General features: G+C 65.8%; 24 protein-coding genes. 14 read left to right on the top strand and 10 right to left on the bottom strand.

Annotated elements, in window-relative coordinates; all coding sequences use genetic code 11:
- Positions 1-283: 283 nt before the first annotated feature.
- From AC3WRI_RS14785 to AC3WRI_RS14760, 6 genes are all read right to left on the bottom strand, one after another.
- The gene (locus AC3WRI_RS14785) at positions 284-2,650 is read right to left on the bottom strand and encodes a DNA polymerase II (protein WP_492293482.1); all 2,367 of its coding nucleotides are present in this window, start codon (positions 2,648-2,650) and stop codon (positions 284-286) included.
- Between the two features lie 91 nt (positions 2,651-2,741).
- A complete protein-coding gene (locus AC3WRI_RS14780; RefSeq protein WP_010811613.1) occupies positions 2,742-2,996 on the bottom strand; it encodes a hypothetical protein in 255 nt (84 codons plus the stop codon).
- Between the two features lie 80 nt (positions 2,997-3,076).
- Complete coding sequence (locus AC3WRI_RS14775) at positions 3,077-3,568, bottom strand: VOC family protein (RefSeq protein ID WP_010811612.1); 492 nt, start codon at positions 3,566-3,568, stop codon at positions 3,077-3,079.
- 253 nt (positions 3,569-3,821) lie between these two features.
- Complete coding sequence (locus tag AC3WRI_RS14770) at positions 3,822-4,427, bottom strand: glutathione S-transferase family protein (protein WP_010811611.1); 606 nt, start codon at positions 4,425-4,427, stop codon at positions 3,822-3,824.
- 91 nt (positions 4,428-4,518) lie between these two features.
- Positions 4,519-5,730 carry an aminotransferase-like domain-containing protein gene (locus AC3WRI_RS14765; RefSeq protein ID WP_492293481.1) on the bottom strand — a complete coding sequence of 404 codons (1,212 nt, stop codon included), beginning with the start codon at positions 5,728-5,730 and terminating at the stop codon, positions 4,519-4,521.
- 35 nt (positions 5,731-5,765) lie between these two features.
- Positions 5,766-6,758, bottom strand: coding sequence for a Bug family tripartite tricarboxylate transporter substrate binding protein (locus tag AC3WRI_RS14760; RefSeq protein ID WP_492293480.1), 993 nt, complete (start codon positions 6,756-6,758; stop codon positions 5,766-5,768).
- A gap of 166 nt (positions 6,759-6,924) precedes the next feature.
- On the opposite strand from AC3WRI_RS14760, the gene AC3WRI_RS14755 reads away from it, so the two are divergent.
- Positions 6,925-7,854, top strand: a complete 930-nt coding sequence (locus AC3WRI_RS14755) for a LysR substrate-binding domain-containing protein (RefSeq protein WP_010811608.1) — start codon at positions 6,925-6,927, stop codon at positions 7,852-7,854.
- 21 nt (positions 7,855-7,875) lie between these two features.
- Here the strand turns inward: AC3WRI_RS14755 and AC3WRI_RS14750 are convergent, their stop codons facing one another.
- On the bottom strand, positions 7,876-9,279 hold the full coding sequence (locus AC3WRI_RS14750) for an aminotransferase-like domain-containing protein (protein ID WP_058697242.1): 1,404 nt from the start codon (positions 9,277-9,279) through the stop codon (positions 7,876-7,878).
- A gap of 158 nt (positions 9,280-9,437) precedes the next feature.
- On the opposite strand from AC3WRI_RS14750, the gene cyoA reads away from it, so the two are divergent.
- From cyoA to AC3WRI_RS14720, 6 genes are read left to right on the top strand one after another with little or no spacing between them, the layout of a single operon-like run.
- Positions 9,438-10,430, top strand: a complete 993-nt coding sequence (gene cyoA / locus AC3WRI_RS14745) for a ubiquinol oxidase subunit II (RefSeq protein ID WP_011615206.1) — start codon at positions 9,438-9,440, stop codon at positions 10,428-10,430.
- Positions 10,431-10,432: 2 nt separating this feature from the next.
- Complete coding sequence (cyoB, locus tag AC3WRI_RS14740; protein WP_492293479.1) at positions 10,433-12,409, top strand: cytochrome o ubiquinol oxidase subunit I; 1,977 nt, start codon at positions 10,433-10,435, stop codon at positions 12,407-12,409.
- Between the two features lie 2 nt (positions 12,410-12,411).
- Positions 12,412-13,044: a cytochrome o ubiquinol oxidase subunit III gene (gene cyoC, locus AC3WRI_RS14735; RefSeq protein ID WP_492293478.1), complete on the top strand. Its 633-nt coding sequence runs from the start codon at positions 12,412-12,414 to the stop codon at positions 13,042-13,044.
- Positions 13,044-13,421, top strand: coding sequence for a cytochrome o ubiquinol oxidase subunit IV (gene cyoD / locus AC3WRI_RS14730; protein ID WP_010811603.1), 378 nt, complete (start codon positions 13,044-13,046; stop codon positions 13,419-13,421). Before cyoC ends, cyoD begins: the two co-directional genes overlap by 1 nt.
- Before the next feature lie 27 nt (positions 13,422-13,448).
- A complete protein-coding gene (locus AC3WRI_RS14725; protein WP_492293477.1) occupies positions 13,449-15,188 on the top strand; it encodes a nitrite/sulfite reductase in 1,740 nt (579 codons plus the stop codon).
- On the top strand, positions 15,181-15,720 hold the full coding sequence (locus tag AC3WRI_RS14720; protein ID WP_010811601.1) for a DUF934 domain-containing protein: 540 nt from the start codon (positions 15,181-15,183) through the stop codon (positions 15,718-15,720). Before AC3WRI_RS14725 ends, AC3WRI_RS14720 begins: the two co-directional genes overlap by 8 nt.
- A gap of 327 nt (positions 15,721-16,047) precedes the next feature.
- On the opposite strand, the gene AC3WRI_RS14715 is transcribed toward AC3WRI_RS14720, so the two are convergent.
- Positions 16,048-16,428, bottom strand: coding sequence for a hypothetical protein (locus AC3WRI_RS14715; RefSeq protein ID WP_011615202.1), 381 nt, complete (start codon positions 16,426-16,428; stop codon positions 16,048-16,050).
- 355 nt (positions 16,429-16,783) lie between these two features.
- On the opposite strand from AC3WRI_RS14715, the gene AC3WRI_RS14710 reads away from it, so the two are divergent.
- Complete coding sequence (locus tag AC3WRI_RS14710) at positions 16,784-17,971, top strand: MFS transporter (protein WP_492293476.1); 1,188 nt, start codon at positions 16,784-16,786, stop codon at positions 17,969-17,971.
- Positions 17,972-18,458: 487 nt separating this feature from the next.
- Here AC3WRI_RS14710 and AC3WRI_RS14705 read toward each other — a convergent pair whose 3' ends face one another.
- Positions 18,459-19,361, bottom strand: coding sequence for a LysR family transcriptional regulator (locus AC3WRI_RS14705; protein WP_011615200.1), 903 nt, complete (start codon positions 19,359-19,361; stop codon positions 18,459-18,461).
- Between the two features lie 114 nt (positions 19,362-19,475).
- On the opposite strand from AC3WRI_RS14705, the gene AC3WRI_RS14700 reads away from it, so the two are divergent.
- The 6 genes from AC3WRI_RS14700 (at position 19,476) to AC3WRI_RS14675 (ending at position 24,619) form a co-directional block, all read left to right on the top strand.
- Positions 19,476-20,726: an aromatic ring-hydroxylating dioxygenase subunit alpha gene (locus tag AC3WRI_RS14700; protein ID WP_439668852.1), complete on the top strand. Its 1,251-nt coding sequence runs from the start codon at positions 19,476-19,478 to the stop codon at positions 20,724-20,726.
- Positions 20,727-20,730: 4 nt separating this feature from the next.
- On the top strand, positions 20,731-21,201 hold the full coding sequence (locus AC3WRI_RS14695; protein ID WP_011615198.1) for an aromatic-ring-hydroxylating dioxygenase subunit beta: 471 nt from the start codon (positions 20,731-20,733) through the stop codon (positions 21,199-21,201).
- 12 nt (positions 21,202-21,213) lie between these two features.
- Positions 21,214-21,528, top strand: coding sequence for a non-heme iron oxygenase ferredoxin subunit (locus tag AC3WRI_RS14690; protein ID WP_010811593.1), 315 nt, complete (start codon positions 21,214-21,216; stop codon positions 21,526-21,528).
- A 31-nt stretch (positions 21,529-21,559) separates the two neighbouring features.
- Positions 21,560-22,813, top strand: coding sequence for an NAD(P)/FAD-dependent oxidoreductase (locus AC3WRI_RS14685; protein ID WP_439668851.1), 1,254 nt, complete (start codon positions 21,560-21,562; stop codon positions 22,811-22,813).
- Positions 22,814-22,852: 39 nt separating this feature from the next.
- Positions 22,853-24,229: an MFS transporter gene (locus AC3WRI_RS14680; RefSeq protein ID WP_439668850.1), complete on the top strand. Its 1,377-nt coding sequence runs from the start codon at positions 22,853-22,855 to the stop codon at positions 24,227-24,229.
- 138 nt (positions 24,230-24,367) lie between these two features.
- A complete protein-coding gene (locus AC3WRI_RS14675; protein ID WP_010811590.1) occupies positions 24,368-24,619 on the top strand; it encodes a hypothetical protein in 252 nt (83 codons plus the stop codon).
- Positions 24,620-24,672: 53 nt separating this feature from the next.
- Here AC3WRI_RS14675 and AC3WRI_RS14670 read toward each other — a convergent pair whose 3' ends face one another.
- Positions 24,673-25,518, bottom strand: coding sequence for a class II glutamine amidotransferase (locus AC3WRI_RS14670; RefSeq protein WP_010811589.1), 846 nt, complete (start codon positions 25,516-25,518; stop codon positions 24,673-24,675).
- Positions 25,519-25,702: the final 184 nt, after the last annotated feature.

Here is a 25,702-nt window from a genome sequence, read left to right as displayed (position 1 = left end):
GCAAGACTGGCGGATCGATCATCATAGGAAGGCCCCGTGCCGCCGATGGCATGGCCTATATTAGGTCGGGAAGTGCCGCAGCGCGAATGCGAGCACGTCGTTGGCGCTATCGCGCAACACCCGACACGGACATGCCGCGCTGATGCCGCCTGCCGGCGCAGGTCGAACTGCTCCGTGACGGGTGCCCGTGTTCCGGCAGATCCTTGAGCTTGGGAACAAGCAACTGATCGACTGCCGCAGCCCCAGCCATCGAACAGTTTTCCATTAGAATCAGCAGCTTATGCTACTGCGGAAAGAGCGCCATCTGCCCAGCCAGCAGCGTCTCGAAATCGTCGTCCAGGAACGGCAGGATCGCATCGGCGATCGGCTGCAACTGCTTGTTGACGTAGTGGCCATAGTCGACCGGCGCCGACCGGGTCTCAAGCGGCTCCGGCCCTGAAACGGTCATCACGTAGCTGATCCAGCCGCCATGCTGGTACTGGCGCGGACGTCCCTGGCGCTCGTTATAGGCATCGGCGATACGGGCGGCGCGGACGTGCGGCGGCACGTTGCGCTGGTAATCATCGAGCTTGCGGCGCAGCCGCTTGCGATAGACCAGTTGCTCGTCGAGCTCGCCGGCCAGGGTGCGACGCACGATGTCCCGCACATAATCCGCGTACGGCTCGCGGTTGAAGATCTTTTCGTAAAGGGTCTGCTGGAAACGCTGGGCGAGCGGCGACCAGTCCGTGCGCACCGTCTCAAGCCCCTTGAACACCATCTCGATCTTCCCGTCAGGCCGTTCGACCTGGCCGGCATAGCGCTTCTTGCTGCCAAGGTCCGTGCCGCGGATGGTCGGCATCAGGAAGCGCCGGAAGTGCGTTTCGAACTGGAGTTCCAGCGCGCTTTCCAGTCCATAGGTCTGCCAGAGGTGGTCGCGCCACCAGTCGTTGACGTAGGCGACCAGGCTACGGCCGATCTGCCTGGCATCGGCTTCCGTTCGCGCGCGGCGCAGCCAGACGAATGTGGAATCCGTGTCGCCATAGATCACCTCATAGCCGCGGGCCTCGATCAGCGCGCGGGTCTGCCGCATGATCTCGTGCCCGCGCATGGTGATCGACGACGCCAGCCGCGCGTCGAAGAACCGGCAACCGCTGGACCCGAGCACGCCGTAGAACGCGTTCATGATGATCTTGAGCGCCTGCGAGAGCGGCTTGTTCCGGTCGCGCTTGGCGGCCTCGCGGCCTTGCCAGACTCTGGCCACGATCGCCGGCAGGCAGTGCTTCGTCCGGGAAAACCGCGCACCGCGGAAGCCAGGCAGCGAATCGGCATCGTCCGGATGCGCCAGGCCCTCGACCAGCCCGATCGGGTCGATCAGGAAGGTCCGGATGATCGACGGGTAGAGGCTCTTGTAGTCCAGCACAAGCACCGATTCGTAGAGCCCCGGCCGCGAGTCCATGACGAAGCCGCCCGGGCTGGCCTCGGGCGCCTTCTCGCCGAGGTTGGGCGCGACATACCCCTGGCGGTGCATCAGCGGCATGTAGAGATGCGTGAAGGCGGCGACCGAGCCGCCATTCCGGTCGGCCGGCAGGCCCGTGACCGTGGCGCGCTCCAGCAGGAACGGCAACAGCTCCGTCTTTTCGAAGATCCGCGTGACCAGTTCGCAATCGCGCAGGTTATAGCGCGCCAGCGCCGGCTTGTCCTGCTCGAACATGCGGTCGATGGCGTCCATGCGGTCGTACGGGTTGTCGACCGCCTTGCCCTCGCCCAGCAGCGTCTGCGCCACCGATTCGAGGCTGAACGACGGGAAGCTCCACGTGGCGGAACGCAGCGCCTCGATGCCGTCGATGATCAACCGGCCTGGTGCGCTGGCGAAATAGTGCTGCTGGGCGTTGTGCTCGCGCCATTCCATCTCGGCACCGCCGCGGCCGAGGCGCAGCGGAAGCTGGAACTTGCGCGCATGCTCGTGCAGCACGCGCAGGTCGAACTGGACCAGATTCCAGCCGATGATCGCGTCGGGATCGTGATCGGCCAGCCACTGGTTCAGCTTTTCCAGCAACTCGGGCCGCGTGGCGCAGTACTCGAGCGAGAAATCGACATCGGCGGGCATTTGCGGCGCCGCACCCAGCATGTAGACCTGGCGCTGGCCGCAGCCTTCGAGCCCAATCGAATAGAGTTCGCCGAACGCGTTGGTCTCGATATCGAGCGAGACCAGGCGCAACTTGGGCCGGTAGCACTCCGACGGCTTCATCTGGGCATTGCGCAGCGCGCCGCCGGGGTCCGGCTCGCCGTCGAACCAGACCGGGGCGGTGATGAAGCGCTCCATCAGGTAGCGTTCGGGCGGGCGGATATCGGCTTCGTAGACATCCACGCCGGCGTCGCGCAATGAGCGGCCGAGCTGGATCAGTTGCCGATGCTGGCGGCAGTACAGGCCCAGTACGGGCCGGCGCTGGAAATCCTGGAGCTTGAGCGGGCGCAGCTCGACCTCGCGCTCGCGGCGCAGCAGCGCCTCGGCACGCTCGCGCTGCGACTCGGGGATAAACGCGACTGACGGCTGACAGGACAGGTGCAGGTGGCGCGGACCATCATCGGTCGCCAGCCAGAATTCGACTTCGGTGCCGGCCGGCGTATCGCGCCAATGTCGGGTCAGGATGAAACCCTGCGGAAGTGCCACGTTAGGTACATTGGGAAACGGCTACCGGTCGGGATTCTAGCCGATGGGCCAGGCGCGTGAGCCGCGTAAGCCACCCCGCGGCATCTTCGGCTCACGCAAAACGGTCGTGCAGGATAGCGGCGGTCAATTCGCGCTTCTTCCAGTACATATGGTGGATACGCTGCTGCAATTTGCCCAGCACCATGGGGTCGAGGCTGCCATAGGTCAGCAGCACGGCAGGCTGCGAGCCATCGCCCTCCTCATGTTCGAGGCTGTCGAACGGAGGAAACCCGTACTTTTCCAGGAAGGCCGCGATTTCCTCGTCCGAGGTGCCAGGTTCGATGTTGCCTAGCAGCAAACGACTCATGATGGTCTCTCCCAGTCGATGGAGGAGCGGCCCTGCCCCAGCCCCCTTTGCGGTTGGCACTGAGACGCCCTACCTTAATTCTAGGATGGGCTTTTGCCCTGCCGTGCCGCCTCGATCGCGGCGATATCAATCTTTTTCATCGTCATCATGGCGTCGAATGCGCGCTTGGCCGCCGCACGGTCGGGGTCGGTTATCGCCGCGCTGAGCGCGCGCGGGGTGATCTGCCATGACAGTCCCCAGCGGTCCTTGCACCAGCCGCATTCGCTTTCCTGGCCGCCATTGCCGACGATCGCATTCCACAAGCGGTCGGTTTCGGCCTGGTCGTCCGTCGCAATCTGAAAAGAGAAGGCCTCGTTGTGCTTGAAATGCGGGCCGCCGTTCAGCCCGAGGCAGGGAATGCCGGCGACGGTGAACTCGACCGTCAGGACATCGCCCTGCTTGCCGTCGGGATAGTCGCCCGGCGCACGGTGGACGGCGCTGACTGCGCTGTCGGGGAATGTCTCGGCATAGAAGTTTGCGGCATCAAGGGCGTCGCGGTCGTACCACAAGCAGATCGTGTTCTTGCTTTGCATGATGTGTCTCCTGGAAAGTCGAGCACCGGGAATCCGCCACCGGGACTCCAATGTCTCATATTCCGGTGGCGGGCGCAGGCCGCGCAAAGGGCGAGCTGAGGAGCCGCCGGCGGCCTCTGTCCAAGGGGCGTCGCCGCTGCCCGGCGCCAGTGCCGACTATGCCAGGCTGGTGCGCTTCGAGACCCAGCGCCGGGGCGAGTTGGTCAGCAAGGCGAACATCGCGCTGGGCTGATGCCGCAGGACTTCTCGCGTCTCACTGGGCCTCCGCCGCGCGCACGAACGCGTCGCGCGCGGTGATCCGCTTGACGTAGTCCTGGATGCACGCGCTCTCGCTGATGCGCGGCGCACCGAATCGGCCCGCCCATGCCAGCGAGGCACCGAGATAGATGTCCGCCGCGCTGAAGGTCGCGCCGAGCACGAAGGGGCCGGGCGTCAGGGCTTGCTCGATGGCGTCGATCACATCGTCATAGTCGCCCCAGCCGACCGCCTGCTTCGGCAGCGGCGCCTCTTTGCGCATCATCCGGTCAGTCAGCGCGGGTTCGAAGCAACTGCCGCAGAAGAACAGCCACCGCAGCACCGTGCCGCGCGCGGACGAGCCTGCAGGCGGCATCAACCCGGCCTGCGGAAAGGCATCCGCCAGCCAGGCGATGATCGCGCCGTTCTCGGTCAGGACCGTGCCGTCATGCAAGACCAGCGTTGGAATCTTCCCCATCGGGTTGACCGCCAGGAACTCCGGCGCGCGGCTCTCGCCCTTGGTGAAATCGATGTGCTGCAGCTTGTACTCAGCCCCGACCTCCTCCAGCATCCAGCGCGCCACCGAGGCGCGGCTCTGGGGGTTGTAGTAGAGCGTCATGGTCATACCGTCCTCCTGCCGCGTTCGGCCGCGTGGTTTCGACCGCAGCAGGATAGCATCCGCCAGCCGCCACGAACCGCTTCCGTTGTGGAAGCCCTCACCCGGCCAGCTCGACCGCCCGCGCGAGCCGTGCGACGCCCTCCCCGATCTGCGCCAGGTTCGTGCTCGCGAACGACAGCCGGAACGCGGCGCGCTGGCGCTGCTCCACATAGAATCCGGCACCCGGGACGAACAGCACCTTTTCCGCGATCGCGTGCGGCAGCAGTGCGGCAGCATCGTCGATGCCATCCAGCGCGGCCCAAAGGAACATCCCTCCCGCCGGCAATGCGAAACGGATGCGGTCACCAAAGGCCTGGCGCAGCGCCGCCGCGAGCTGGTCGCGCTTGTCGCGATAGGCCGCGACTTCCCGCGCGACCTGTGCCGGCAGCCCGCCCGCTTCCAGATACTGCGCCGCGGCCAGCTGGATCCATGGCGGCGTGCACAGGTCGGATACCTGCTTGGCAATCACCGTGCGGCGCACGATCTCGGGCGCGGCGACCATCCAGCCGATCCTCAGGCCGGGGGCCAGCGTCTTCGACAGGCTGGCCAGATGCACTAGCCACGGCCGCGCCTCGGGGACCGACGCGCACAGCGCCAGCAGCGAAGGCGGCGGTGCGCCATCGAAGCTGAGCGCCCCGTAGGGATCGTCCTCGACCAGCACCACGCGGTGCCGTGCTACCAGCTTCAGCAGCTGCAGCCGGCGAGCGGACGACAGCGTTGCCCCGGAGGGGTTGGCGAAGGTTGGCACCGTATAGATCAGCCGGGGCCGCAACGACGGGTCGGCCAGCATGGCTTCGAGCGCAGCCACGTCCATGCCGTCGTGATCAGACTGCACGCCGCGTACGTCGGCGCCGGCCAGCCGCAAGGCCTGCAGCGTGGCGGAATAGGTCGGCTCCTCGACCAGCACCACGCTGCCGGGCTCGACCAGCGCGCGCGCGAGGAAATCGAAGCCCTGCTGCGAGCCGCTGGTCACGAGCAGTTCGTTCTGGGCCACGGGCGCGCCGCGCCCGGCCATCAACGACGCCAGCACCTGGCGCAGCGCCGGCGCGCCTTCGGTGGCGCCGTACTGCAGGCATTCGGCGGGCCGCTCGCGCAGCACCGCCGCCGAGGCCGCGCCAATGCCGTCGACATCGAACAGCGCGGCGGACGGGTAGCCGCCGGCGAACGAGATCATCCCGGGGTCGGACAGGTACTTGAACAGTTCCCGGATCGGAGAGCCAGCCGGGTTGCGCAGCGCGGGGACGAAGGGATAAGCGGCGTCGGAAGTCATGAGCGGATGCAGAACGTGCTGGACATGGGCGTGCTTCAGTCCACCGAAGCACCGGACAGGCGAACGATCTCGCCCCACTTCTGGCGGTCCTTCTTCAACACGTCGGCAAATGCCTCCGGCGAGCTGGGCGCCGGTTCCGCGCCCAGCTCGCGCATTTTCGCCTGCACGCCTGGCTCGTTGAGCACGCGCGTCAGGTCCTGGCTGATCTTCTGCGCCACCGCCGTGGGCACCCCGCGCGGCGCAAGCAGGCCGAACCAAGGGCTGGCATCAAAGCCGGGGACGGGGCCCGCGGCGGCGACCGTCGGCACATTCGGAAGCGCCGACGAGCGCGCCGGCGTGGTCACGGCCAGCGGCTTGAGCTTGCCCGAGCGGATAAACGGCAGCGACGCCGGCAGGTTGTCGAACATCACGTCGACGCTGCCGCCCATCAGGTCGGCGATGGCCGGGCTGCTGCCCTTGTAGGCGACGTGGCTCATCTCCGTGCTGGTCATGCGCTGGAACAGCTCGCCCGCGAGGTGCGTGGACGTGCCATTTCCGGCCGACGCCATGTTGACGCGCTTGGGATTGGCTTTCAGGTAGGCGATGAACTCGGGCAGCGTCTGCACGCGCGCGCGTTCCGCAAACGCCGGCGACAGCACCACCACGTTGGGTACGCGCGCCACCATCGCGACCGGCGCGAAGTCGGCGTCGGCATCATAGGGCAGCTTCTTGTACAAGGCCGGGTTGATGCCGAACTCGCCCACCGAGCCCATCAGCAGGGTGTAGCCGTCCGCCGTGGACTTGGCGGCCGTGCCGGTGCCGACGATGCCGCCCGCGCCGGGGCGGTTGTCGACCACCACCGACTGCTTCCATTGCGTGGCCAGTTGCTCGCCGATCAGCCGGGCCACCATGTCGGTGGTGCCGCCCGGCGGGTACGGCACGATGATGCGCACCGGCTTGGCCGGGAACTCGAGCGCGCCGGCGATGCCGGGCATGGTCGCGCCGAATGCAAGGGTGCCGGCGGCGAGCGCGCTGAACAAGTGTTTCATGCAGTCTCCTGTCTACCTGATGGTTGTCGTTATGAGGTTGTCGTGATGACGATGCCGGGAGGAGGCGGCAACGCAAGGATCGAATGATTTCTCATCAACTCCAAGCTTTCAAGCGAGATTTCCGTATAGGATGATGACCTAAGATCATCAACCCAGCCCTTCCCCGATGCGGCAACGACTTCCCAGCCTGTCCAGCCTGCGCGCCTTCGAGGCCGCCGCGCTGCACCTGAACCTGCGCCGCGCGGCGGCGGACCTGTTTATCACCGAGAGCGCGGTGTCGCGCCAGATTGCGTCGCTGGAAGCGCTGCTGGGCGTGCAGCTGTTCCACCGCGCCAACCAGCGCATCACGCTGACGGCGGCCGGCACGCTCTACAGCGGACAGGTGCGGGAGTTGCTGCGCAAGCTGCAGCGCGACACGCTCGACCTGATGGCGCACGAGGGCGCGGGCGGCACCGTCGAGCTGGCCTGCGTGCCCACGCTGGCGGTCGAGTGGCTGATTCCGCGGCTGCCGGCCTTCTATGCGCGGCATCCGGGGATCGTGGTCAATATCAGCGCGCAGTCAGACATCTTCCTGTTCGACGGCACCCCCTACGACGCGGCGATTCACTTTGGCGAGGCGGTCTATCCCGGCGCGCGTGCCGACCGGATGTTCGACGAAGAATCGGTGGCGGTCTGCCATCCGGACTTCTTCGGCGGCAGAAAGCGGATCAGCCCACATGACATCGCCCGGTCGCCGCTGCTGCACCTCGCCACACGCATTCTCGGCTGGAAGCAATGGATGGAAGCGGCCGGCATCGACGACGTCAACGCCATGCGCGGCGCACGCTTCGACCACCATTCCATGGTCATCGCCGCCGCACGCGCCAGGCTGGGCGTTGGCCTGGTGCCGCGCTTCCTCGTGGGGGAATACCTGGCAAACCGCCAGCTGGTCATGCCCGTCGCCCATTCGCAGCGCTCCACGAGCGCGTATCACCTGGTCTCGCCGGATACCCGGCCGATGAGCGAGGCGATGCAGCGGCTGCGCGAGTGGCTGCTGGAAGCCGCGGGCGAGTTTGCGACAAGGCAGTCCGCGACTGCGGACGATGCGGGCAAGTAGCCAGCCGACTCACGCCGCAACTCACACCACCATTTCCAGCCCCGGCGTCGGCCGGCGTTCCAGCAATGCGGCCAGCCTGCGCAGCGCGGCCGATAGTTGCGCGCGGTCCTCCACGCCACCGAGCGAGATGCGGATGGCAGTCGGCGCGTTGGGCCCCTCCCAGAACGCGTCGGACGGCGTCACGCGCAGGTCCTCCGCCAGCGCGGCCCGGGTGAGCTGCTGCGCCGACCAGTGCTCCGGCAAGCGGTGCCATGCGTGGATGGCGCTGGGCGGGAGCTGGCCGATCCCGCTCAGCCACCGGCTTGCCAGCGCGCATCTGGCCAACGCTTCGGTCCTGATGCCGTCGAGCAGATGCATGGCCGAGCCATCGTGGATCCATTGGGTCGCCAGGGCGGCGGTCATCGGTGCAGCCATCAGCGCGAAGGCCCGCAGCGATGCCAGCAGATCGTCGCCGCGCCTGCCCTCCGGCAGCATGACATACGCGGTCCGCAGCCCCGGACTGAGGGTCTTGGACAGGGTCGAGACATAGTACGTGCGCTCGGGAGCGAAGCTGGACAGCGGCGGCGGCGCTGACGGCGTCAGCAGCCAGTAGGGATCATCCTCCAGCAAGGTGACATCACAGTGCGCCGCGGCCCTGGCGATAGCCTCCCGGCGTGAGGCCGGCATGGTGTGCGTAGTTGGATTCTGGGCGGTCGGATTGAGGTATGCCAGCGTGGCACCGTCGGCACGGGCCGCCTCGAGGGCGTCGGGGAGCATCCCGTCGGCGTCGACCGGCGCGATGATCACGCGCCGCCCGAGCTGTGCCGCAGCCGCGCGAATGCCTGGGTAGGCCAGCGGCTCACTCACGATCGCATCGCCAGGCCGGGTCCGGGCCAGGATCACGGCGGCCAGCGCAGCCTGGGCGCCCGGGCACACCACGAGCCGCGCAGTAGCGACCTGCCCGAATATCTGCGCGAGCCAGAGGGTGCCGGCCGACCGGTCGGCAGCACTGCCGCCGCCGAGCTGGTAGGTCATCAGCAGGTGCGGGTCGCTGTGCAGCAGCACCTGCGACAGGCCGCGCCGCAACAGGTCCTGGAAATCCAGCCCCGCCGGTGGCGGCGGCACGTTCATGCTCATGTCGATCACCCGCGCCAGCTCCGCCCGCGGCGCGGCAATGAAAGTGCCGAGGGCCCCGCGGGCATCGATCAGATGCCGCCGCTTGGCCTCGTTGTAGGCACGCGTCACGGTGGTCAGGTCCACGCGGAGGGACTTGGCCAGGCTGCGCTGCGGCGGCACGCGGTCGCCGGCTACCAGGCGGCCTTCGCCGATCGCCCGCTCGATGAAATCCACGATCTGCAAGTAGCGCGCGCCGCCACCTGTTGTGATCTCAAGATCCCATTTGGCACTGGCTTTGGCGCGGATATCGGTTCCTTGCATGGATTTCATCCGGTAGATTTCTTCGATGTATGGGTTTTGTCTTGCATTAGCATGCCAGACATCACCGAGGGAATCCATACAAACCACGCCCGCGCGGGGCTGAGCCAGCACTTGAATCGGAGCGCGTGGCCGGGAGCCTTCGGTGATCCGTAACCAAGGTGTCCGAAATGCTCAAACCTATTGCCGGGCCGGCAGACAAGAATCGACAAGGCCCGCTCCCCCGCCCGTCCCCCGGCCCGCAGCGCCGTCTTCCCACACTGTTGCTGAGCGCCTGCCTGAGCGCGCTGCTGAGCGGCTGCAACCTGGAACTGCTCAACCCCAAGGGCAGCATCGGGGAACAGGAGAAGTCACTGATCCTGATCTCCCTGTTCGTCATGCTGATGGTCGTCATCCCCGTGATCGTCCTGACGCTGTGGTTCGCGTGGCGCTACCGCGAAACCAATACGAGCGCCACCTATGCCCCCAAATGGGCGCACTCCACCAGGATCGAGGTCGTGGTCTGGGGCATTCCCTGCGTCATCGTGGCCTGCCTGGCCGTGCTGATCTGGGATTCGACGCACAAGCTCGATCCCTATCGGCCGCTGGAATCGCAGGTCAAGCCGGTCCAGGTCGATGTGATCGCGCTGAACTGGAAATGGCTGTTCATTTATCCGGAATACGGCGTCGCGTCGCTGAACCAGCTTGCGATCCCGGTCGGCACGCCGGTCAATTTCCGGCTGACCGCGGAATCGATGATGAACTCGTTCTTCATCCCGCAGCTCGGCAGCATGGTCTACGCCATGGCGGGGATGCAGACGCGCCTGCACCTGATCGCCGACACGCCGGGCGTCTATCTCGGCCAGTCCGCTGCCTACAGCGGCCCCGGCTTCTCGGACATGCACTTCAAGACCCTGGCCACTTCGCGCAAGGAGTTCGATGCCTGGATCCAGGCTGCCCGCGCTTCGTCCCAGGCGCTCGACCTGAAGACCTACCGCACGCTTGAACTGCCCAGCAGCAAGGATCCCGTGACGCTTTACGCCGCCGTCGCGCCGAAGCTGTTCGACCAGGTCGTCGACAAATACATGCTGGAAAACGGCCAGATCTGCCGCGCGGACACCCCGGAATCTCTGCAGGCCTTCCAGCGCGTCCCGACGGCGCCCGCTGGCCGCATGGAGCAATAAGAATGCTTGGAAAACTCAACCTGGACGCCATCCCTCTCCATGAGCCGATCATCATGGGGACGCTGGCCGTCGTGATCGTGCTGGGCATCGCGCTGATGGGCGCCATTACGTACTACGGCAAATGGAAATACCTGTGGAACGAATGGATCTGCTCGGTCGACCACAAGAAGGTCGGCGTGATGTACATCATCCTGGCGCTGGTGATGCTGCTGCGCGGCTTTGCCGACGCCATCATGATGCGCGCCCAGCAGGCGATCGCCTATGGCGATGCCGCGGGCTACCTGCCGCCGCACCACTACGACCAGATCTTCACGGCGCACGGCGTGATCATGATCTTCTTTGTCGCGACGCCGCTGGTGCTCGGGCTGATGAACGTGATCGTGCCGCTGCAGATCGGCGCGCGCGACGTCGCCTTCCCGTTCGTCAATTCGCTGAGCTTCTGGATGTCGGCAATGGGCGCGGTGCTGGTGATGATGTCGATGTTCGTCGGCGACTTCGCGGCCACCGGCTGGGTCGCCTACCCGCCGCTGTCCGAGCTCGGCTACAGCCCCACGCCAGGGGTTGACTACTACATCTGGTCACTGCAGATATCCGGGCTTGGCACCACCCTGACGGGCATCAACTTCATCGTCACGATCCTGCGCATGCGCGCGCCGGGCCTGAACCTGATGAAGATGCCGGTCTTCACCTGGACCGCGCTGATCACCAACATCCTGATCGTGGCGATCTTCCCGGTCCTGACCGCCACGCTCGCCCTGCTCACCGCCGACCGCTACCTCGGCATGCACTTCTTCACCAACGAGCTCGGCGGCAACGCCATGATGTACGTGAACCTGATCTGGATCTGGGGCCACCCGGAGGTCTACGTGCTGATCCTGCCGGCGTTCGGCGCCTTCTCCGAGATCATCGCCACGTTCTCGCGCAAGCCCCTGTTCGGCTACAAGTCGATGGTGTACGCCACCTCCTCGATCGGCGTGCTGTCGTTCTTCGTCTGGCTGCACCACTTCTTCACCATGGGCTCGGGCGCGAACGTCAATGCCTTCTTCGGCATCATGACCTCGATCATCTCGATCCCGACCGGCGTGAAGCTGTTCAACTGGCTGTTCACCATGTACCGGGGCCGGATCCGCTTCCATACCTCGACCATGTGGACCATCGGCTTTATGGTGACGTTCGCGGTCGGCGGCATGACCGGCGTGCTGCTCGCCATTCCCGGGGCCGACTTTGTCCTGCACAACAGCCTGTTCCTGGTTGCGCATTTCCATAACGTCATCATCGGCGGCGTGCTCTTCGGCTGCCTGGCCGCAATCACTTTCTGGTTCCCGAAGGTGTTCGGCTTCACGCTCAATGAGTTCTGGGGCAAGGTGTCGTTCTGGTGCTGGCTGGCCGGCTTCTTCCTGGCCTTCATGCCGCTCTACGTACTGGGCTTCAAGGGCATGACCCGCCGGATGAACCACTATGCCAACGTCGACTGGCATCCCTACCTGGTGGTGGCGCTGGTCGGTGCCTTCGTCATCGGCGCCGGCATCCTGGCGATGTTGGTGCAGTTCGCGGTCAGTATCCGCGACCGCAAGCAGAACCGCGACCTGACTGGCGATCCGTGGGATGGCCGCAGCCTGGAGTGGTCGACGGCCTCGCCCGCGCCGTTCTACAACTTCGCCCACGTGCCGCATATCACCTCGCTGGAACAGCACTGGGACGACAAGGAAGCCGGGCGCGCATGGCGCCAGCCGGCCCGCTACGAAGACATCCACATGCCCCGCAACACCTCGGCAGGCTTCATCGTGTCGGCGTTCGGGCTGCTGTGCTGCTTCGCGCTGGTCTGGCACATGTGGCTGGTCGCCGTCGCCGGCCTGGTCGGCGCCATCGCGACCTTCGTCGTGCGCAGCTATGACCGCGACGTCGACTATTACGTGCCGGCCGCCGAAGTCGAGCGCATCGAGCGCGCGCGCTTTGCACAACTGCAGGAAGCTGCCTGACCATGACTCCGACTCTCTCCCCTACCCTGCACCAGCCCGGGCACGAGGCGGCCCACGACGCGGCGCACCGCCATCACGAAGCCGGCGCACACACTCCGCTGGGGTTCTGGCTCTACCTGATGAGCGATTGCCTGATCTTCGCGGTGTTGTTCGCCACCTTCGGCGTGCTGTCCGGCAACACTGCCGGCGGCCCCGGCGGGCGGCAACTGTTCGAGCTGCCGTTCGTGTTCGCCGAGACCATGGTGCTGCTGCTGAGCAGCTATACCTTCGGCCTGGCCATGCTCAGGCAGGGCGCCGACGACGCGCCGCGGATGATCCGCTGGCTGGCGGTGACCTTCGCGCTCGGCGCACTGTTCATCGCCATGGAGGTCTACGAGTTCGCGCACCTGCTGCACCAGGGCGCGGGCCCCGGCGTCAGCGCCTACCTGTCTGCCTTCTTCACGCTGGTCGGCACGCACGGACTCCATGTCACGTCGGGCCTGCTGTGGCTGGCGGTGATGATCCACCAGATCCGGCATTTCGGGCTGGACCACATCGTGCGCCGCCGCCTGGCCTGCCTGAGCCTGTTCTGGCACTTCCTGGACCTGGTCTGGATCTGTGTCTTCACCTTTGTCTACCTGCGGGAGTTCGCTTGATGAAGCCGTCCCATCTACATTCCGTGCACGCGGACCAGCCGGCCGCGCACGGCAGCGTGCGCAGCTACACCATCGGACTGCTGCTGTCGGTCGCGCTGACGATGGCGTCGTTTGCGGCAGTGATGACCGGATCCCTGTCAACGCAGGCAGCGATCGCGCTGGTTGTCGGCCTTTGTGTCGCGCAACTGCTGGTGCAGCTGGTGTACTTCCTGCACCTGGGCACCGGTCCCGGCCAGCGCGGCAACACCGCCATCTTTGCCTGTACCGGCTTCCTGATCGTCATCGTCGTGGCCGGCTCGCTGTGGGTGATGCACAACGCCGATATCAACATGATGCCGACCGACATGTCCATCGAACGGGCCCGGGCAAAAGACTAGCGCTCGCGCGCAAGGAGGCTTTCCACCATGTATGTCTATGACGCCATTGACCAGAAGCTCGTCGACGAACGGGTCGTGCAGTTCGCCGACCAGACCCGCCGCTTCCTGAGCGGCCAGCTCACCGAGGATGAGTTCCACGTGCTGCGGCTGCAGAACGGCCTCTATATCCAGCGCCATGCGCCGATGCTGCGCGTGGCGATTCCGTACGGCATGCTGGCGTCCCGGCAATTGCGCAAGCTCGCGGAGATCGCGCGCCGCTGGGATCGCGGCTACGGGCATTTCAGCACGCGCCAGAACCTGCAGTTCAACTGGCCGCGGCTCGAGGATGCCCCTGCCATTCTCGCCGAGCTGGCCACGGTGCAGATGCACGCGATCCAGACCAGCGGCAACTGCATCCGCAATACCACCACCGACCACTTTGCCGGCATTGCTCCCGACGAACTGGTGAACCCGCTGGTGTGGTGCGAGATCGTCAGGCAATGGTCGATGCTGCATCCCGAGTTCGCCTTCCTGCCGCGCAAGTTCAAGATTGCCATCAGTGGCGCGCGGACGGACCGGGCCGCGGTCGGCGTCCATGACATCGGGCTCCAGGCGGTTGAACAGAACGGCCAGGCCGGCTTCAAGGTCTGGGTCGGTGGCGGCATGGGCCGCACGCCGATGGTGGGCAAGCTGATCAACCCCTTCGTCCCCTGGCAGGACCTGCTGACCTACCTGCAGGCCACACTGCGCGTCTACAACCTGCACGGCCGCCGCGACAACAAGTACAAGGCGCGCATCAAGATCCTGGTAAAGGACCTGACCCCGGAGGTGTTCCGGGCGCAGGTGGACGAGCAGTGGCAACGCATCCGCGGGGGCCCGGACACCGTGTCCGAGGGCTTTGTCGCGTCCATCGCCGAGCGCTTCACGATCCCGCCGTATGAAGCCGCGGCCGCCGACGAGCCGGACCAGTCAACCGACCTGGCCAAGACCGACCGCGCCTTCCGCCTCTGGCTGAAAAGCAATGTGCACCGGCACCGGGTGCCTGGCTACGCCGCCGTCACGGCATCGCTGAAAGCCGCGGGCCAGGCGCCCGGCGACATCACTGCCGAGCAGATGGAAATCATGGCCGACCTGGCCGAGCGCCACGGCTTCGGCGAGCTGCGCGTGTCGCATGAGCAGAACCTGATCCTCGCCGATGTCCGCCGCAGCGGGCTGCACGCCTTGTGGCAGGCGCTGGACGCCGCCGGGCTGGCCACGCCAAACGTCGGCCTGATCACCAACATCATCGCCTGCCCCGGGGGCGACTTCTGCTCGCTGGCCAATGCGGTCTCGATCCCGCTTGCGCAGGCCATCCAGGAGCGCTTCGACGACCTCGACCATGTGCACGACATCGGCGAACTGGACCTGAACATCTCCGGCTGCATCAACTCCTGCGGCCACCACCATATCGGCCACATCGGCATCCTCGGCGTCGACAAGGCCGGCGAGGCCTGGTACCAGATCACCATCGGCGGCCGGCAGAACGGCGCCGACGGCCTGGGCCGCCCGGATGGCGTGGCGGCCGGCGGCGCGGCCATCGGCCGCATCATCGGGCCGTCCTTTGCACAGGAGCAGGTTCCGGATGTGGTGGAGCGGCTGATCGAGACCTATTTGCTGCATCGGGACAGCGAAGCCGAACGCTTTGTCGACGTGGTTGGCCGAATCGGCATAGAACCCTTCCAGCGCGCCGTGTACCCGGACTCTGACAGCGGCGCGCGGCGAGCTCGCCAGGAGGCGGTGAATGCCTGACCATGACCATTTAGCCGGGCAGGACCGGCGCAACGTCATCCGTGACGGACAACTGGTCGCGGATAGCTGGCTCGCTCACATCGGGGATGCGCAAGACGCCGACAACACCTGCCCCCCCGACGAGCCCGGCTACCTGGTGACACTGGAGAACTGGACCACCCACCGCCAGCGGTATCGGCTTCGACAGTATCCGCTCGCGGTCTACCTGTCGCCGGATGCGGAGCCCCAGACCCTGCTGGAACCCGGTGCCACGGCCGTTGATCCGACAGGCATCGCGATGATTGCCATCGATTTCCCGGTCTACACGGATGGTCGTGGCTATTCGATCGCACAGCTGCTCCGGCACCAGCTAGGCTGGACCGGAGAGCTGCGCGCCGTGGGTGACGTGATGATCGACACCGTGCACTACCTGGCACGTTGCGGCTTCAACAGCTTTGCGCTCAAGCCCGGGCACGACCCGGCAGCGGCATTGCGCGCGCTGGCCACGTTCTCGTCGTCGTACCAGCGCAGCTATGGACCCGCAAGCCGATAGCAAGCGCCGCCGGGCGCCGATACGAAACATACCCGTCCAGCCCTGCGCAAGGCCTGATAGCTTGTGGTCCGCTGTCGCCGAACTCTCGGGCAAGCAGCTGCATACGATTATCGATATCGCACAGCGCTCACCAAAGGCGACGACGGATATGGCTTCGTTCAGGGCGCGCATTCTCGGTGTTTTCGGAAACGTCGCCGGTTTTGACATCACACCGCCTTCGGAGTCCATGCTGCAAGAGCTCTGGGAAAGGTATCGCTCGACACTCTCCTCGTTCTAGCAGCGCGGATCACTCGAAAGATCGGCCCGGCCCGGAGCGATGCCGCACGTTCAAAAATTGGCTTCGATGGCCTTCCTGGCGCCCTCTGGCACCTCGTTCGGTATGACGCGGTGCGCAAGTATCGCGTAGCTCCGGGCAGCCGCCACTGCAGTGGGATTCACAAGCCGCTTCGGGCCGCCCAGCCACGCAAAATGATCTTTTCCATCGTCACTACTGAACCACGCGAAGTCGCCGATGGCGTCCAGGCCGCGCTTCACCAGCTTCAGCAGCGCCAGGGCTTCCTCTGAAACACCCAGGTGCCGCCCTGTGTCATGAATGACCGTGGCCAGGTTGCGGAGCTTGTTGGTCGGGGTGGCCTCGTCGTTTGCCTCGTCAGGTAACAGCTCGACGACCAGAATCCCCCTGTGCGCGGTGATGCGTGCGTGCTGCATGGTTCCTCCCAACTGATGGCTGCCGGCTTGCGACCTTACGCATTGACCTAGCAAGTTCTTGGCCAGGTCATGCCAAAAGTGCAGCTTACAGGCCGCTTATGACACTGCGCCCTCATTTGGCCGCGGGAGCGGCAGTGGGCGCCGGTGCGCCGCCAAATGGTCTAGTGTTGGTACCGCCCCGCCACTTCCAGTGGACTGTTGGACCACAGGCGACTCGCGAGGCCCAATCGCACCTGCACAATCCGCCACTCCCATGGCAAGACGCTGCCCTATCCTTGCTATGGGAGGCTCAGCGCGGCAGTCCAGCCGTCGAGCACAGGAATAGGCTGTTGGTCAATCCAAGCGGGAGGGCGGCATGCGCGCGTTGGTCTTCTGCTCTGTGCAGTTCCTGTTGGCGGTGACATGGACCCTCTATGTGGCCTTCCTGCCCCAGCTGGCCGCGCAGGCCGGCATCGCGCGCGCGCACGTCGCCTTGATCCTGCTGATGGACCAGTTGATCTTTGTCGCCATGGATTTCACGGTGGGCGTCGCGGCCGACCGTGTCGCCAACGCGATGCGCAGGCTGGGAGGCTGGATGCTGGGGCTGTCGGTCATCTCCGCACTGGCTTTCGTGCTGCTGCCCCGGGCAACTTCACCAGCGCTGCTGCTGGGCCTGACCGCGCTCTGGGCAGCCACCGCTTCGGCGTTGCGGGCGCCGCCCATGGTAATCATTGCCCGGCGGCTGCCGGCGACCGCGTCGTCGTTCCTGGTGGGATGCTCGCTGCTCGGCGTCGGCCTTGCCGGAGCCGTGGCGCCGCTGCTGACGGCCCGGCTGCGCGATGCGTCGCCCATGCTGCCGTTCCTGGCCGCAAGCGTCGGGCTGGTGGTGGCCGTGGCCGCGCTGCGATGGATCGAATCCGGCCCGGCGCGCCACGATGCCGACGCCGCGCCGGCAGCCGGCGTTGCGCTCAAGCGCGTCTGGCTGCTGTTTGCCGCGGTCTGGGTGCTTGCGCTCGGCTTCCAGATCCACACCACCGTCAACTCCGCGCCGGCGTACCTGCGCTTTGTCACGGCTGCCGAGCTGGAGCGCGTGACGCCGGTGTTCTGGATTAGCTTCGCGCTGGGCACGCTGCTGCCCGCGACGTCGTTGCTGCGGCGCTATCCGCCCTATACGCTGCTGTTGACCGCCGCGGCCCTTGGCGCCCTGTCGTTGTTCGGCTTCACAGTTGCGGGCTCGCTCGGGGCCATCCTCGCCGTGCAGTGTCTTGCCGGCGGCCTGTGGGGAATCATGTTCGCCGCGACGGCCAGTGCGGCGCTCGACGCCGGTCACGTCGGCCGCGAAGGGATGTACACCGGGCTGGTATTTGCCGCTTTGGCGGTTGCCGCGTTCATGCGCATTGCCCTGGTGTCGTCGGGCGCCAGCAAGACCCCCGTGCTGGCAAACCTGCTGCCATGGCTTCCGGCCGTGGCCTGGAGTGCCGGTGCCTTGCTGCTGGCGGCTTTCCTGTCGGGGAACCTGAGCTGCCTGATGACGCGCAGACAGGTGCTGCACCCGCATCCGTGAACTGATCTCTTGAGCTATATCCGACCTACTCGGAAATTGGAGACTACTGTCCTGCTTAAGGCTGACTGAAATCAATCGGCCTTCGAACAAGCCCTGTACTTGCCCGTTCCCAAGGAGCGCGCCATGTCCACCCGACTTGCCGTATGGCATGCCGCGCACCTCAATTTCTCTCGTCTGCTCGACCTACTGGAAGAGCAGGTATGCGTATTCCACCAGGGAGGGAGACGCTATAAGTTCGCGAGCGGCGCTGGAGGCAGCCGCAGCCATGTACCTTGTGTACTGCCGTAACCATCTCTCTACCGAGGAGAGACAGGCAATGCCGCGCGCTGCCCAGTTGCTGACACAAGAGGACTGGGCAGCTATTGCCGACGCGGCTCCCGAAAGCTCTGATCCTATGTTCGGGGGAAGAAGTGCAAGCGCGCTTCGCGACACTACGCAAGCAGATCGCGGCTGAGACGAGCTTATCCACGCAGCAGCAGTGCTGCGCCTAATCCGAAAACAAGCCGACGAACTGGTCGCGCAGCCACTGATTCGCCGGATCGCGATGATACCGGGCATGCCAGAACAGGTTGATCTGGATTTCCGGCAACGCGAACGGATGCTTGACGTACCTGAGCCCGAAGTACCTGGCGCATCGCTCCGCAAACGTCAAGGTCACCGTGGCGACCAGGTCGGTGGTGGCAATGATGTCCGCCAGTGCGACGAAATGGGGGACACGCAGCCGGATCTTGCGCTGTACGCCGTGCTGGGCGAGGATCTCGTCGACCCGGGCATGCCCCGTCCCCGCCGCCGTGACCACGATGTGCTCCGCCGCCTCGAAGTCGCGCATGCTGACCGTCTTCTTGTCCATGGCATGACCGGGCCGGAACAGGCAAACGTATCGCTGGCGAAATAGCCGCCGTTGAAAGAACGTCGTGCCGAGTTCAGGAAGATGGCCAACCGCCAGGTCGATCTTTCCCTGGCTCATCTCCGCCGCCAGGTCCACTGCCGTATTACGCACTGTCGTTACCGTGACACCCGGGGCGCGGTCGCCAAGCGCGCCCATTAGCGGCGGGATGAAGTGCACCTCGCCGATATCCGTCATGGCGATCCGGAATGCGCGCACGCTGCGCAGCGGATCGAACGACACCTTGTGGCTGAGCGCCGTCTGCAGCGACTCCAGCGCATAGGCAACCGGTTCCGCCAGTTCCTCGGCAAGGGGTGTCGGCAGCATGCCCTTGCTGCTTCGTACAAACAGCGGGTCGCCGAACAAGGTGCGCAAGCGGGCCAGCGCATTGCTGACCGCGGGCTGGCTCAGATTCAGGGTCTTCGCGGCGCCGGAAACGGTGCCCTGCCGCAGCAGGTTATCGAACACGACCAGCAGGTTCAGATCGACGTCCTTGAGCTCCATGGTGCCGTCTATTATTGATTTTATGAATGTTCATTATAGTCAGAATTCTATTGGTTAATTTTCCTCCGTGCACCATGATCCTTCCCATACGAAGAGACATAGCCGGAGACAAGCATGGCAATCCCCCCGCAAGCCGGCCCGGTGTGGGCCGACGACAGCATCAGCCGCATCCCGTTCCGCGTGTATACGGATGCACAGCTATACCAGCGTGAACTCGAACGCTGCTTCTACCGCGGTCATTGGAACTACGTCGGGCTCGAGGCGGAGATCCCGAATCCCGGTGACTTCAAGCGCACCACGCTTGGCGAGCGTTCCGTGATCCTGGTGCGCGACCAGGACGGCGAGATCAACGTCGTCGAAAACGTGTGCGCCCATCGCGGCATGAAGTTCTGCCGGGAACGCAGCGGCAACCGGAAGGACTTCCACTGCCCCTACCACCAGTGGAACTATGACCTGAAGGGCAACCTGCAAGGCGTGCCGCTGCGTCGCGGGGTCAAGCAGGACGGCAAGGTCAATGGCGGCATGCCCGCCGACTTCAGGCCGCAGGAGCACGGGCTCACGCAACTGAAGGTCGCGACACGCGGTGGTGTCGTGTTTGCCTCGTTCGACCATGAGGTTCCATCACTCGAGGAATACCTCGGGCCGGATATCCTCGGCTACTTCGACCGGCTCTTCAACGGCCGCAAGCTGAAGGTCCTCGGCTACAACAAGCAGCGCATTCCGGGCAACTGGAAGCTCATGCAGGAGAACATCAAGGACCCCTACCACCCCGGCCTGCTGCATACCTGGTTTGTCACCTTCGGCCTCTGGCGCGCCGACAACAAGGCACGCCTGGTGATGGACCCGCACTTCCGGCATGCCGCCATGGTGTCGACCCGCGGCCAGGGCGGCAAGAGCGACGTGACCGCCGGTGTATCCAGCTTCAAGGACCAGATGGCGCTGCACGACGACCGCGTCCTCGACATCGTCCACGAGCCGTGGTGGGGAGAGCCTACCGCCGTGATGATGACGGTGTTCCCGAGCGTGATCTTCCAGCAGCAGGTCAACTCGGTCTCCACGCGCCATATCCAGCCCCATGGCCCGGATTCCTTCGATTTCGTCTGGACGCACTTCGGCTTCGAGGACGACACCGAGGAGATGACGCGGCGCCGCCTGCGCCAGGCCAATCTCTTCGGCCCCGCCGGCTTCGTGTCGGCCGACGATGGCGAAGCCATCGAATGCTCGCAGGAAGGCTTCTCCCAGAAACCCTGGCATCGCGTGCTCGCCGAACTGGGCGGCAAGACCGCGGAGAACACGGACCACATGGTGACCGAAACCCTGATCCGCGGCATGTACGCCTATTGGCGCAAGATGATGGAGGTCTGACGCCATGGACTTCACTGACTACTACGCCCTGCTCTCCCTGTTCGCCGACTACACCGGCGCCGTGGACAACGGCGACTGGGACCGCTGGCCGGAATTCTTCACCGAAGACTGCCTCTACCGGGTCCAGCCCCGCGAGAACCACGAGCGTGGCCTGCCGCTGGCAACGCTCTCGCTCGAAAGCAAGGGCATGCTCAAGGACCGCATCTACGGCATTCGCGAGACCCTGTTCCACGATCCCTACTACCAGCGCCACATTGTCGGCGCGCCGCTGATCAGGGAGGCCGACGGCGACAGGATCGTGGCCGAGACCAACTACGCGGTGCTGCGCACCAAGCCGGACCAGATGACCGATGTCTACAACGTTGGCCGCTACCTCGACACCGTCGTCCGGACGCCGGCGGGCTTGCGCTTCGCCTCGCGCATCTGCGTCTTCGATAGCGAGATGATCCCCAACTCGCTGATCTACCCCATCTAGCAGGAGTGATTCATGACCGAAACCTGGATCGAGGCAGCGCTGCTGTCCGACGTCCCGCAGGACGATGTCATCGCCGTGGCCGTGCAAGGCCAGGAGATCGCCTTGTACGGCGTGGACGGCGACGTCTACGCGACCGACAACATCTGCACCCATGGCCATGCGCGCCTGTGCGAAGGCTTCCTGGAGGGACATGAGATCGAGTGCCCGCTTCACCAGGGCAGGTTCGATATCCGCGACGGTGCTGCGAAGTGCGCCCCGCTGACCGAGAACATTCGCACCTACCCGGTCCGGATCGACGGCGACAAGGTGTACCTCGATCTCGGCTGAGAGGTCGCGTCACCAACCAGAGGAGACAGCCATGGATTCCGAGCGCTCAGACACCGCGACTCCCATATCGCCAACCGCCACCATCGTCATCGTCGGTGCCGGCCAGGCTGGCGGCTGGGCCGCCCAGACGCTGCGCAACGAGGGCTTCACCGGCCGGCTCGTGCTGATCGGGGACGAGGCCCATCCACCGCATGAGCGGCCGCCGTTATCCAAGGCCGTGCTGGCCGGCGAGGCCGCACCCGCCAGCACGTGGCTGCTCAAGCCTGAAGCGTTCGCTGCGCTCGGGCTGGAGTGGTGGCTGGACACGCGCGTCACCCGCATAGACCGGGCCGCGAAGCGCCTGGAGATAGCCAACGGAGAGATGCTGCCTTACGACAAGCTGATCCTGTGCACCGGCGGCAGGGCCCGCGCGCTCACCGTTCCGGGCGTCGACACGGCTGCCGTGCATACATTGCGCACGATTGGCGATGCCCTGGCGCTGGCGCCGGCGTTGCGGCCCGGGCGCAGCATCGTGGTGATCGGCGGCGGCTGGATCGGCCTCGAAGTCGCCGCCACGGCACGCCGCAAAGGTGCCGAGGTCACCGTGCTCGAAGCCCAGAGCCGGCTGTGCGAGCGCACCGTGCCGCCGGAAGTCTCGGAACACCTGCTCGGGCTGCATGCCTCGCATGGCACCCGTGTCATGCTCGGCGCCAATATCGCCGGCATCGCCCCCGGTACCGGCGGCCGGTCCGTCGTGAAGCTGGCCGATGGCAGCACGCTGGCTTGCCACGCCATCGTTGCGGGTGTCGGTCTCGTGCCGAACGACGAGCTTGCCTGGGAAGCCGGATTGGAGTGCGACGGCGGCGTGGTCGTCGACGCGGGTTGCCGCACGTCCGACCCCGACATCTTCGCCGCGGGCGACGTCGCGGTCACGCCCAACCCGTGGGCCGGCCGGCGCCTGCGGCTGGAATCCTGGCAGAACGCCCAGGAACAGGGCATTGCCGCCGCGCGCGCGGCGCTCGGTCTCGCGGTCGACTATCAGCCGCTGCCTTGGTTCTGGTCAGACCAGTACGGCATGAACCTGCAGATCCATGGCATCCCCCTTCCCTCGCACCGCGTGGTGGCACGCGGCACGCCCGGCGCGGACAGCTTCGTGCTGTTCTACCTCGACGGCGACGTGGTCAAGGCCGCGCTAGGGTCCAACGCCGCGCGCGACCTGCGCTTCGCGCGCCGCCACATCGAGCAGTGCAAGCCGGTCGATGCCAGCCGCCTGGCCGACCCGAACGTGCCGATGTCCAGGCAGTAAGCCCAGCCATAAGAACAGACCGACCGGAGACAAGCCCCCATGCAGCAGATCGACATCCACAAGCTGGCCGACACGGCCCGCTTCAACCGCTTCCATGCGCTCGTGCTGTTCTGGTGCGCACTCATCATCATCTTCGACGGCTATGACCTCGCGGTCGTGGGCATCGCGCTGCCTTCGATCATGAAGGACCTCGGCGTCGCCCCGACCCAGGCGGGGCTCATGGTCAGCTCCGCGCTGTTCGGCATGGTGTTCGGCGCGATCTTCCTCGGCACCATGGCCGACAGGATCGGCCGCCGCTGGACGATCGCGATCTGCGTCGCCCTGTTCAGCGTCTTCACCGCTGCGGCCGGGCTGGTCAAGGACCCGCTGCTGTTCAGCATGGCCCGCTTCCTGGCCGGGCTCGGCATCGGCGGCGTGATGCCGAATGTGGTCGCGCAAATGACCGAGTACGCGCCGAAGAAAATCCGGGCGACCCTGGTCACCGTGATGTTCAGCGGCTATGCCGTGGGCGGGGTCCTGGCGGCGCTGCTCGGCAAGAGCCTGATCGAGGCCTACGGCTGGCAGTCGGTCTTCCTGGCGGCCGGCCTGCCCGTGCTCCTCATTCCTGTCATTCTCGGGTCGCTGCCAGAATCGATGCCGTTCCTGCTGGCCAGGGGCGACCACGAAGCGTTGCGGCGCATCGTCTCCAGGCTTGCGCCGGAGCAACGGTGGTCGGCCACCGACCGCTTCGCCGTGCCGGCGCAGGACAAGGCCGCCAGCGCGCCAATCCGGCACCTGTTCCACGAGGGCCGTGGCTTCAGCACCATCATGTTCTGGATCGCGTTCTTCATGTGCCTGTTCATGGTGTACGCGCTCAGTTCATGGCTGACCAGGCTGATGGCGGGCGCCGGCTACAGCCTGGGTTCCGCGCTGACCTTCGTGCTGGTCCTCAACCTCGGGGCGATGATGGGCGCCGTGGGCGGCGGCTGGCTCGCCGACCGCTACCACATCAAGTACGTGCTCGCCGCCATGTACGCGCTGGCCGCGGTCTCGATCACGCTGCTCGGATTCAGGATGCCGACTGAACTGCTGTTCGTCGTGGTGGGCCTGGCCGGTGCGTCGACGATCGGCACGCAGATCGTCGCCAATGCCTACACCGGGCAGTTCTACCCGACCGCCATCCGTTCCACCGGTCTTGGCTGGGCCCTGGGCATCGGCCGCAGCGGGGCCATCCTCGCCCCAATCGTCATCGGGGTACTCGTCGCCATGGAACTCCCGCTGCAGCAGAACTTCATCGCGATCGCCATTCCGGCGGTGATTGGCATGGGCGCGGTCCTGCTGATCGATCACAGGCGCTCGGCATCGGCCCGCTACGACGAAATGAGCGCCGGGCTGCCTGCGTCGCCGGTCGGGCTGTCCATCGCGGACCGGAACTGATTCCCCAGGCCGGCGCGGCCCGGCGGGCAGCGCTCCGGGGACAGGCGCGGGCACGGCTAGAATGTATTCATGGGAACCACGTCGGGATCACTCCCAGGCCCCGACCCCGGTTCAGTCAGAATCGAAGAGGTTGTCGCGATGAAGGCAAGAGCCTCGATCATTGCATTCGTATTGGTGACCCTGGCCACTCCGATGGCGCACGCGGGGGTGGCCGAGGACGCGCGCGGGTTCAAGAACGGCGTCAAATCGGCTGGCAAGCAGGCCGGGCATGCGGTGCGCGACGGCGCGCATGCCATTGGCCGCGGCGCGAAGGCGGCCGGCCATGCGATTGCCGATACCACTAAACAGGGCTATCGCGCGACCAAGAGGGCCGTGAAGGGTCACGAGTAAGGACTTGTCCTGCGGAGCCGGATCCTGCCGCGCTCCCTTGCTCCTTTACGCCCTCAGGCCGACTGGGAAGGCATCCGCGGCACGAAGCGGCGGCGCTCGATCTCGCCACCCCGGGCCACCAGGGTGGTCGCCTCGGGAATTTCCTCCCATACCCCCTGCACCTCGATCAGCGGCTCGGACAGCACCAGGAAGGCGTTGTCGCCGGCGGCGATGATGCGCGGATCGTCCGGGTAAAGCGCGCGCAATTGCCGGAACGAGGTGCTGTGGAACAGCGAGCGCGAGTCCGTCTCGCTCGAATAGCGCACCGCCACGATCTGCTGGCCGTCGGTCACGCAGACGGTCATGTTGAGCGGAAACTGCACATCGTAACGGTGGCCAACGTCCTCGATCAGCCCGGCCATCTGTTCCAGCGCGCCGCCCGGATCGCGCTCCAGGCCGAAACTCAGGGCCAGGAAGAACATCACCTCGGAGTCGGTCGACCCCTCGATCCAGCGGAACAGGTGCGGCGCCACGGCCAACATCAGGTCACGCCGCAACAGCGGGTATTCGCGGATCAGGCCGTTGTGGACGAACAGCCAGCGGCCGAAGCGGAACGGATGGCAGTTGGTCTCCTGCGTCGGGGTGCCGGTGGCTGCGCGCACGTGGGCAACGAAAAGTGGCGCTCTCACCGCCCGCGCGGTCTCGCGCAGGTTGGTGTCGCTCCAGGCCGGGTGCAGGCAGCGGTAGCGGAACGGCACCTCCGAGTGACGTCCATACCACCCGACGCCGAACCCGTCGCCATTGGTCGTGGTATGACCCAGCCGCGAATTCAGGCTCTGGTCGATCAGCGAGTGTTCCGGCTGGAACAGCACCGTTTCCAGCGGAACGGATTTGCCCGAGTAAGCCAGCCAGCGGCACATGATGCTCCTCCTTGACCGGTGCGGCCCGGTGGCTTCCGGCCCACACTTCCAGTTGTAGGACGACAACGCGCGAACGCAAAGCACGCGCAGCTGTGGCGCACCGGCTACCCTCAACTGTGCGCCGGCTCCACCGGGATACGGCGAGTTGACGCTGCGAAGCAGCAATGGCTGTAGAATACGCGTC

Source organism: Cupriavidus sp. FW305-27 (assembly GCF_058787995.1).
The sequence above is the reverse complement of the archived record's forward strand: the minus strand, read 5'-3'. Positions and strand labels throughout refer to the sequence as shown.

Bases quoted from the DNA above. Each gene is read 5' to 3' on its own strand.
- AC3WRI_RS14780 (WP_010811613.1), bottom strand. From the start codon at position 2,996: ATGAGTCGTTTGCTGCTAGGCAACATCGAACCTGGCACCTCGGACGAG.
- AC3WRI_RS14775 (WP_010811612.1), bottom strand. From the start codon at position 3,568: ATGCAAAGCAAGAACACGATCTGCTTGTGGTACGACCGCGACGCCCTT.
- AC3WRI_RS14770 (WP_010811611.1), bottom strand. From the start codon at position 4,427: ATGACCATGACGCTCTACTACAACCCCCAGAGCCGCGCCTCGGTGGCG.
- AC3WRI_RS14765 (WP_492293481.1), bottom strand. From the start codon at position 5,730: ATGACTTCCGACGCCGCTTATCCCTTCGTCCCCGCGCTGCGCAACCCG.
- AC3WRI_RS14760 (WP_492293480.1), bottom strand. From the start codon at position 6,758: ATGAAACACTTGTTCAGCGCGCTCGCCGCCGGCACCCTTGCATTCGGC.
- AC3WRI_RS14755 (WP_010811608.1), top strand. From the start codon at position 6,925: ATGCGGCAACGACTTCCCAGCCTGTCCAGCCTGCGCGCCTTCGAGGCC.
- AC3WRI_RS14750 (WP_058697242.1), bottom strand. From the start codon at position 9,279: ATGAAATCCATGCAAGGAACCGATATCCGCGCCAAAGCCAGTGCCAAA.
- cyoA (WP_011615206.1), top strand. From the start codon at position 9,438: ATGCTCAAACCTATTGCCGGGCCGGCAGACAAGAATCGACAAGGCCCG.
- cyoB (WP_492293479.1), top strand. From the start codon at position 10,433: ATGCTTGGAAAACTCAACCTGGACGCCATCCCTCTCCATGAGCCGATC.
- cyoC (WP_492293478.1), top strand. From the start codon at position 12,412: ATGACTCCGACTCTCTCCCCTACCCTGCACCAGCCCGGGCACGAGGCG.
- cyoD (WP_010811603.1), top strand. From the start codon at position 13,044: ATGAAGCCGTCCCATCTACATTCCGTGCACGCGGACCAGCCGGCCGCG.
- AC3WRI_RS14725 (WP_492293477.1), top strand. From the start codon at position 13,449: ATGTATGTCTATGACGCCATTGACCAGAAGCTCGTCGACGAACGGGTC.
- AC3WRI_RS14720 (WP_010811601.1), top strand. From the start codon at position 15,181: ATGCCTGACCATGACCATTTAGCCGGGCAGGACCGGCGCAACGTCATC.
- AC3WRI_RS14715 (WP_011615202.1), bottom strand. From the start codon at position 16,428: ATGCAGCACGCACGCATCACCGCGCACAGGGGGATTCTGGTCGTCGAG.
- AC3WRI_RS14710 (WP_492293476.1), top strand. From the start codon at position 16,784: ATGCGCGCGTTGGTCTTCTGCTCTGTGCAGTTCCTGTTGGCGGTGACA.
- AC3WRI_RS14705 (WP_011615200.1), bottom strand. From the start codon at position 19,361: ATGGAGCTCAAGGACGTCGATCTGAACCTGCTGGTCGTGTTCGATAAC.
- AC3WRI_RS14700 (WP_439668852.1), top strand. From the start codon at position 19,476: ATGGCAATCCCCCCGCAAGCCGGCCCGGTGTGGGCCGACGACAGCATC.
- AC3WRI_RS14695 (WP_011615198.1), top strand. From the start codon at position 20,731: ATGGACTTCACTGACTACTACGCCCTGCTCTCCCTGTTCGCCGACTAC.
- AC3WRI_RS14690 (WP_010811593.1), top strand. From the start codon at position 21,214: ATGACCGAAACCTGGATCGAGGCAGCGCTGCTGTCCGACGTCCCGCAG.
- AC3WRI_RS14685 (WP_439668851.1), top strand. From the start codon at position 21,560: ATGGATTCCGAGCGCTCAGACACCGCGACTCCCATATCGCCAACCGCC.
- AC3WRI_RS14680 (WP_439668850.1), top strand. From the start codon at position 22,853: ATGCAGCAGATCGACATCCACAAGCTGGCCGACACGGCCCGCTTCAAC.
- AC3WRI_RS14675 (WP_010811590.1), top strand. From the start codon at position 24,368: ATGAAGGCAAGAGCCTCGATCATTGCATTCGTATTGGTGACCCTGGCC.
- AC3WRI_RS14670 (WP_010811589.1), bottom strand. From the start codon at position 25,518: ATGTGCCGCTGGCTGGCTTACTCGGGCAAATCCGTTCCGCTGGAAACG.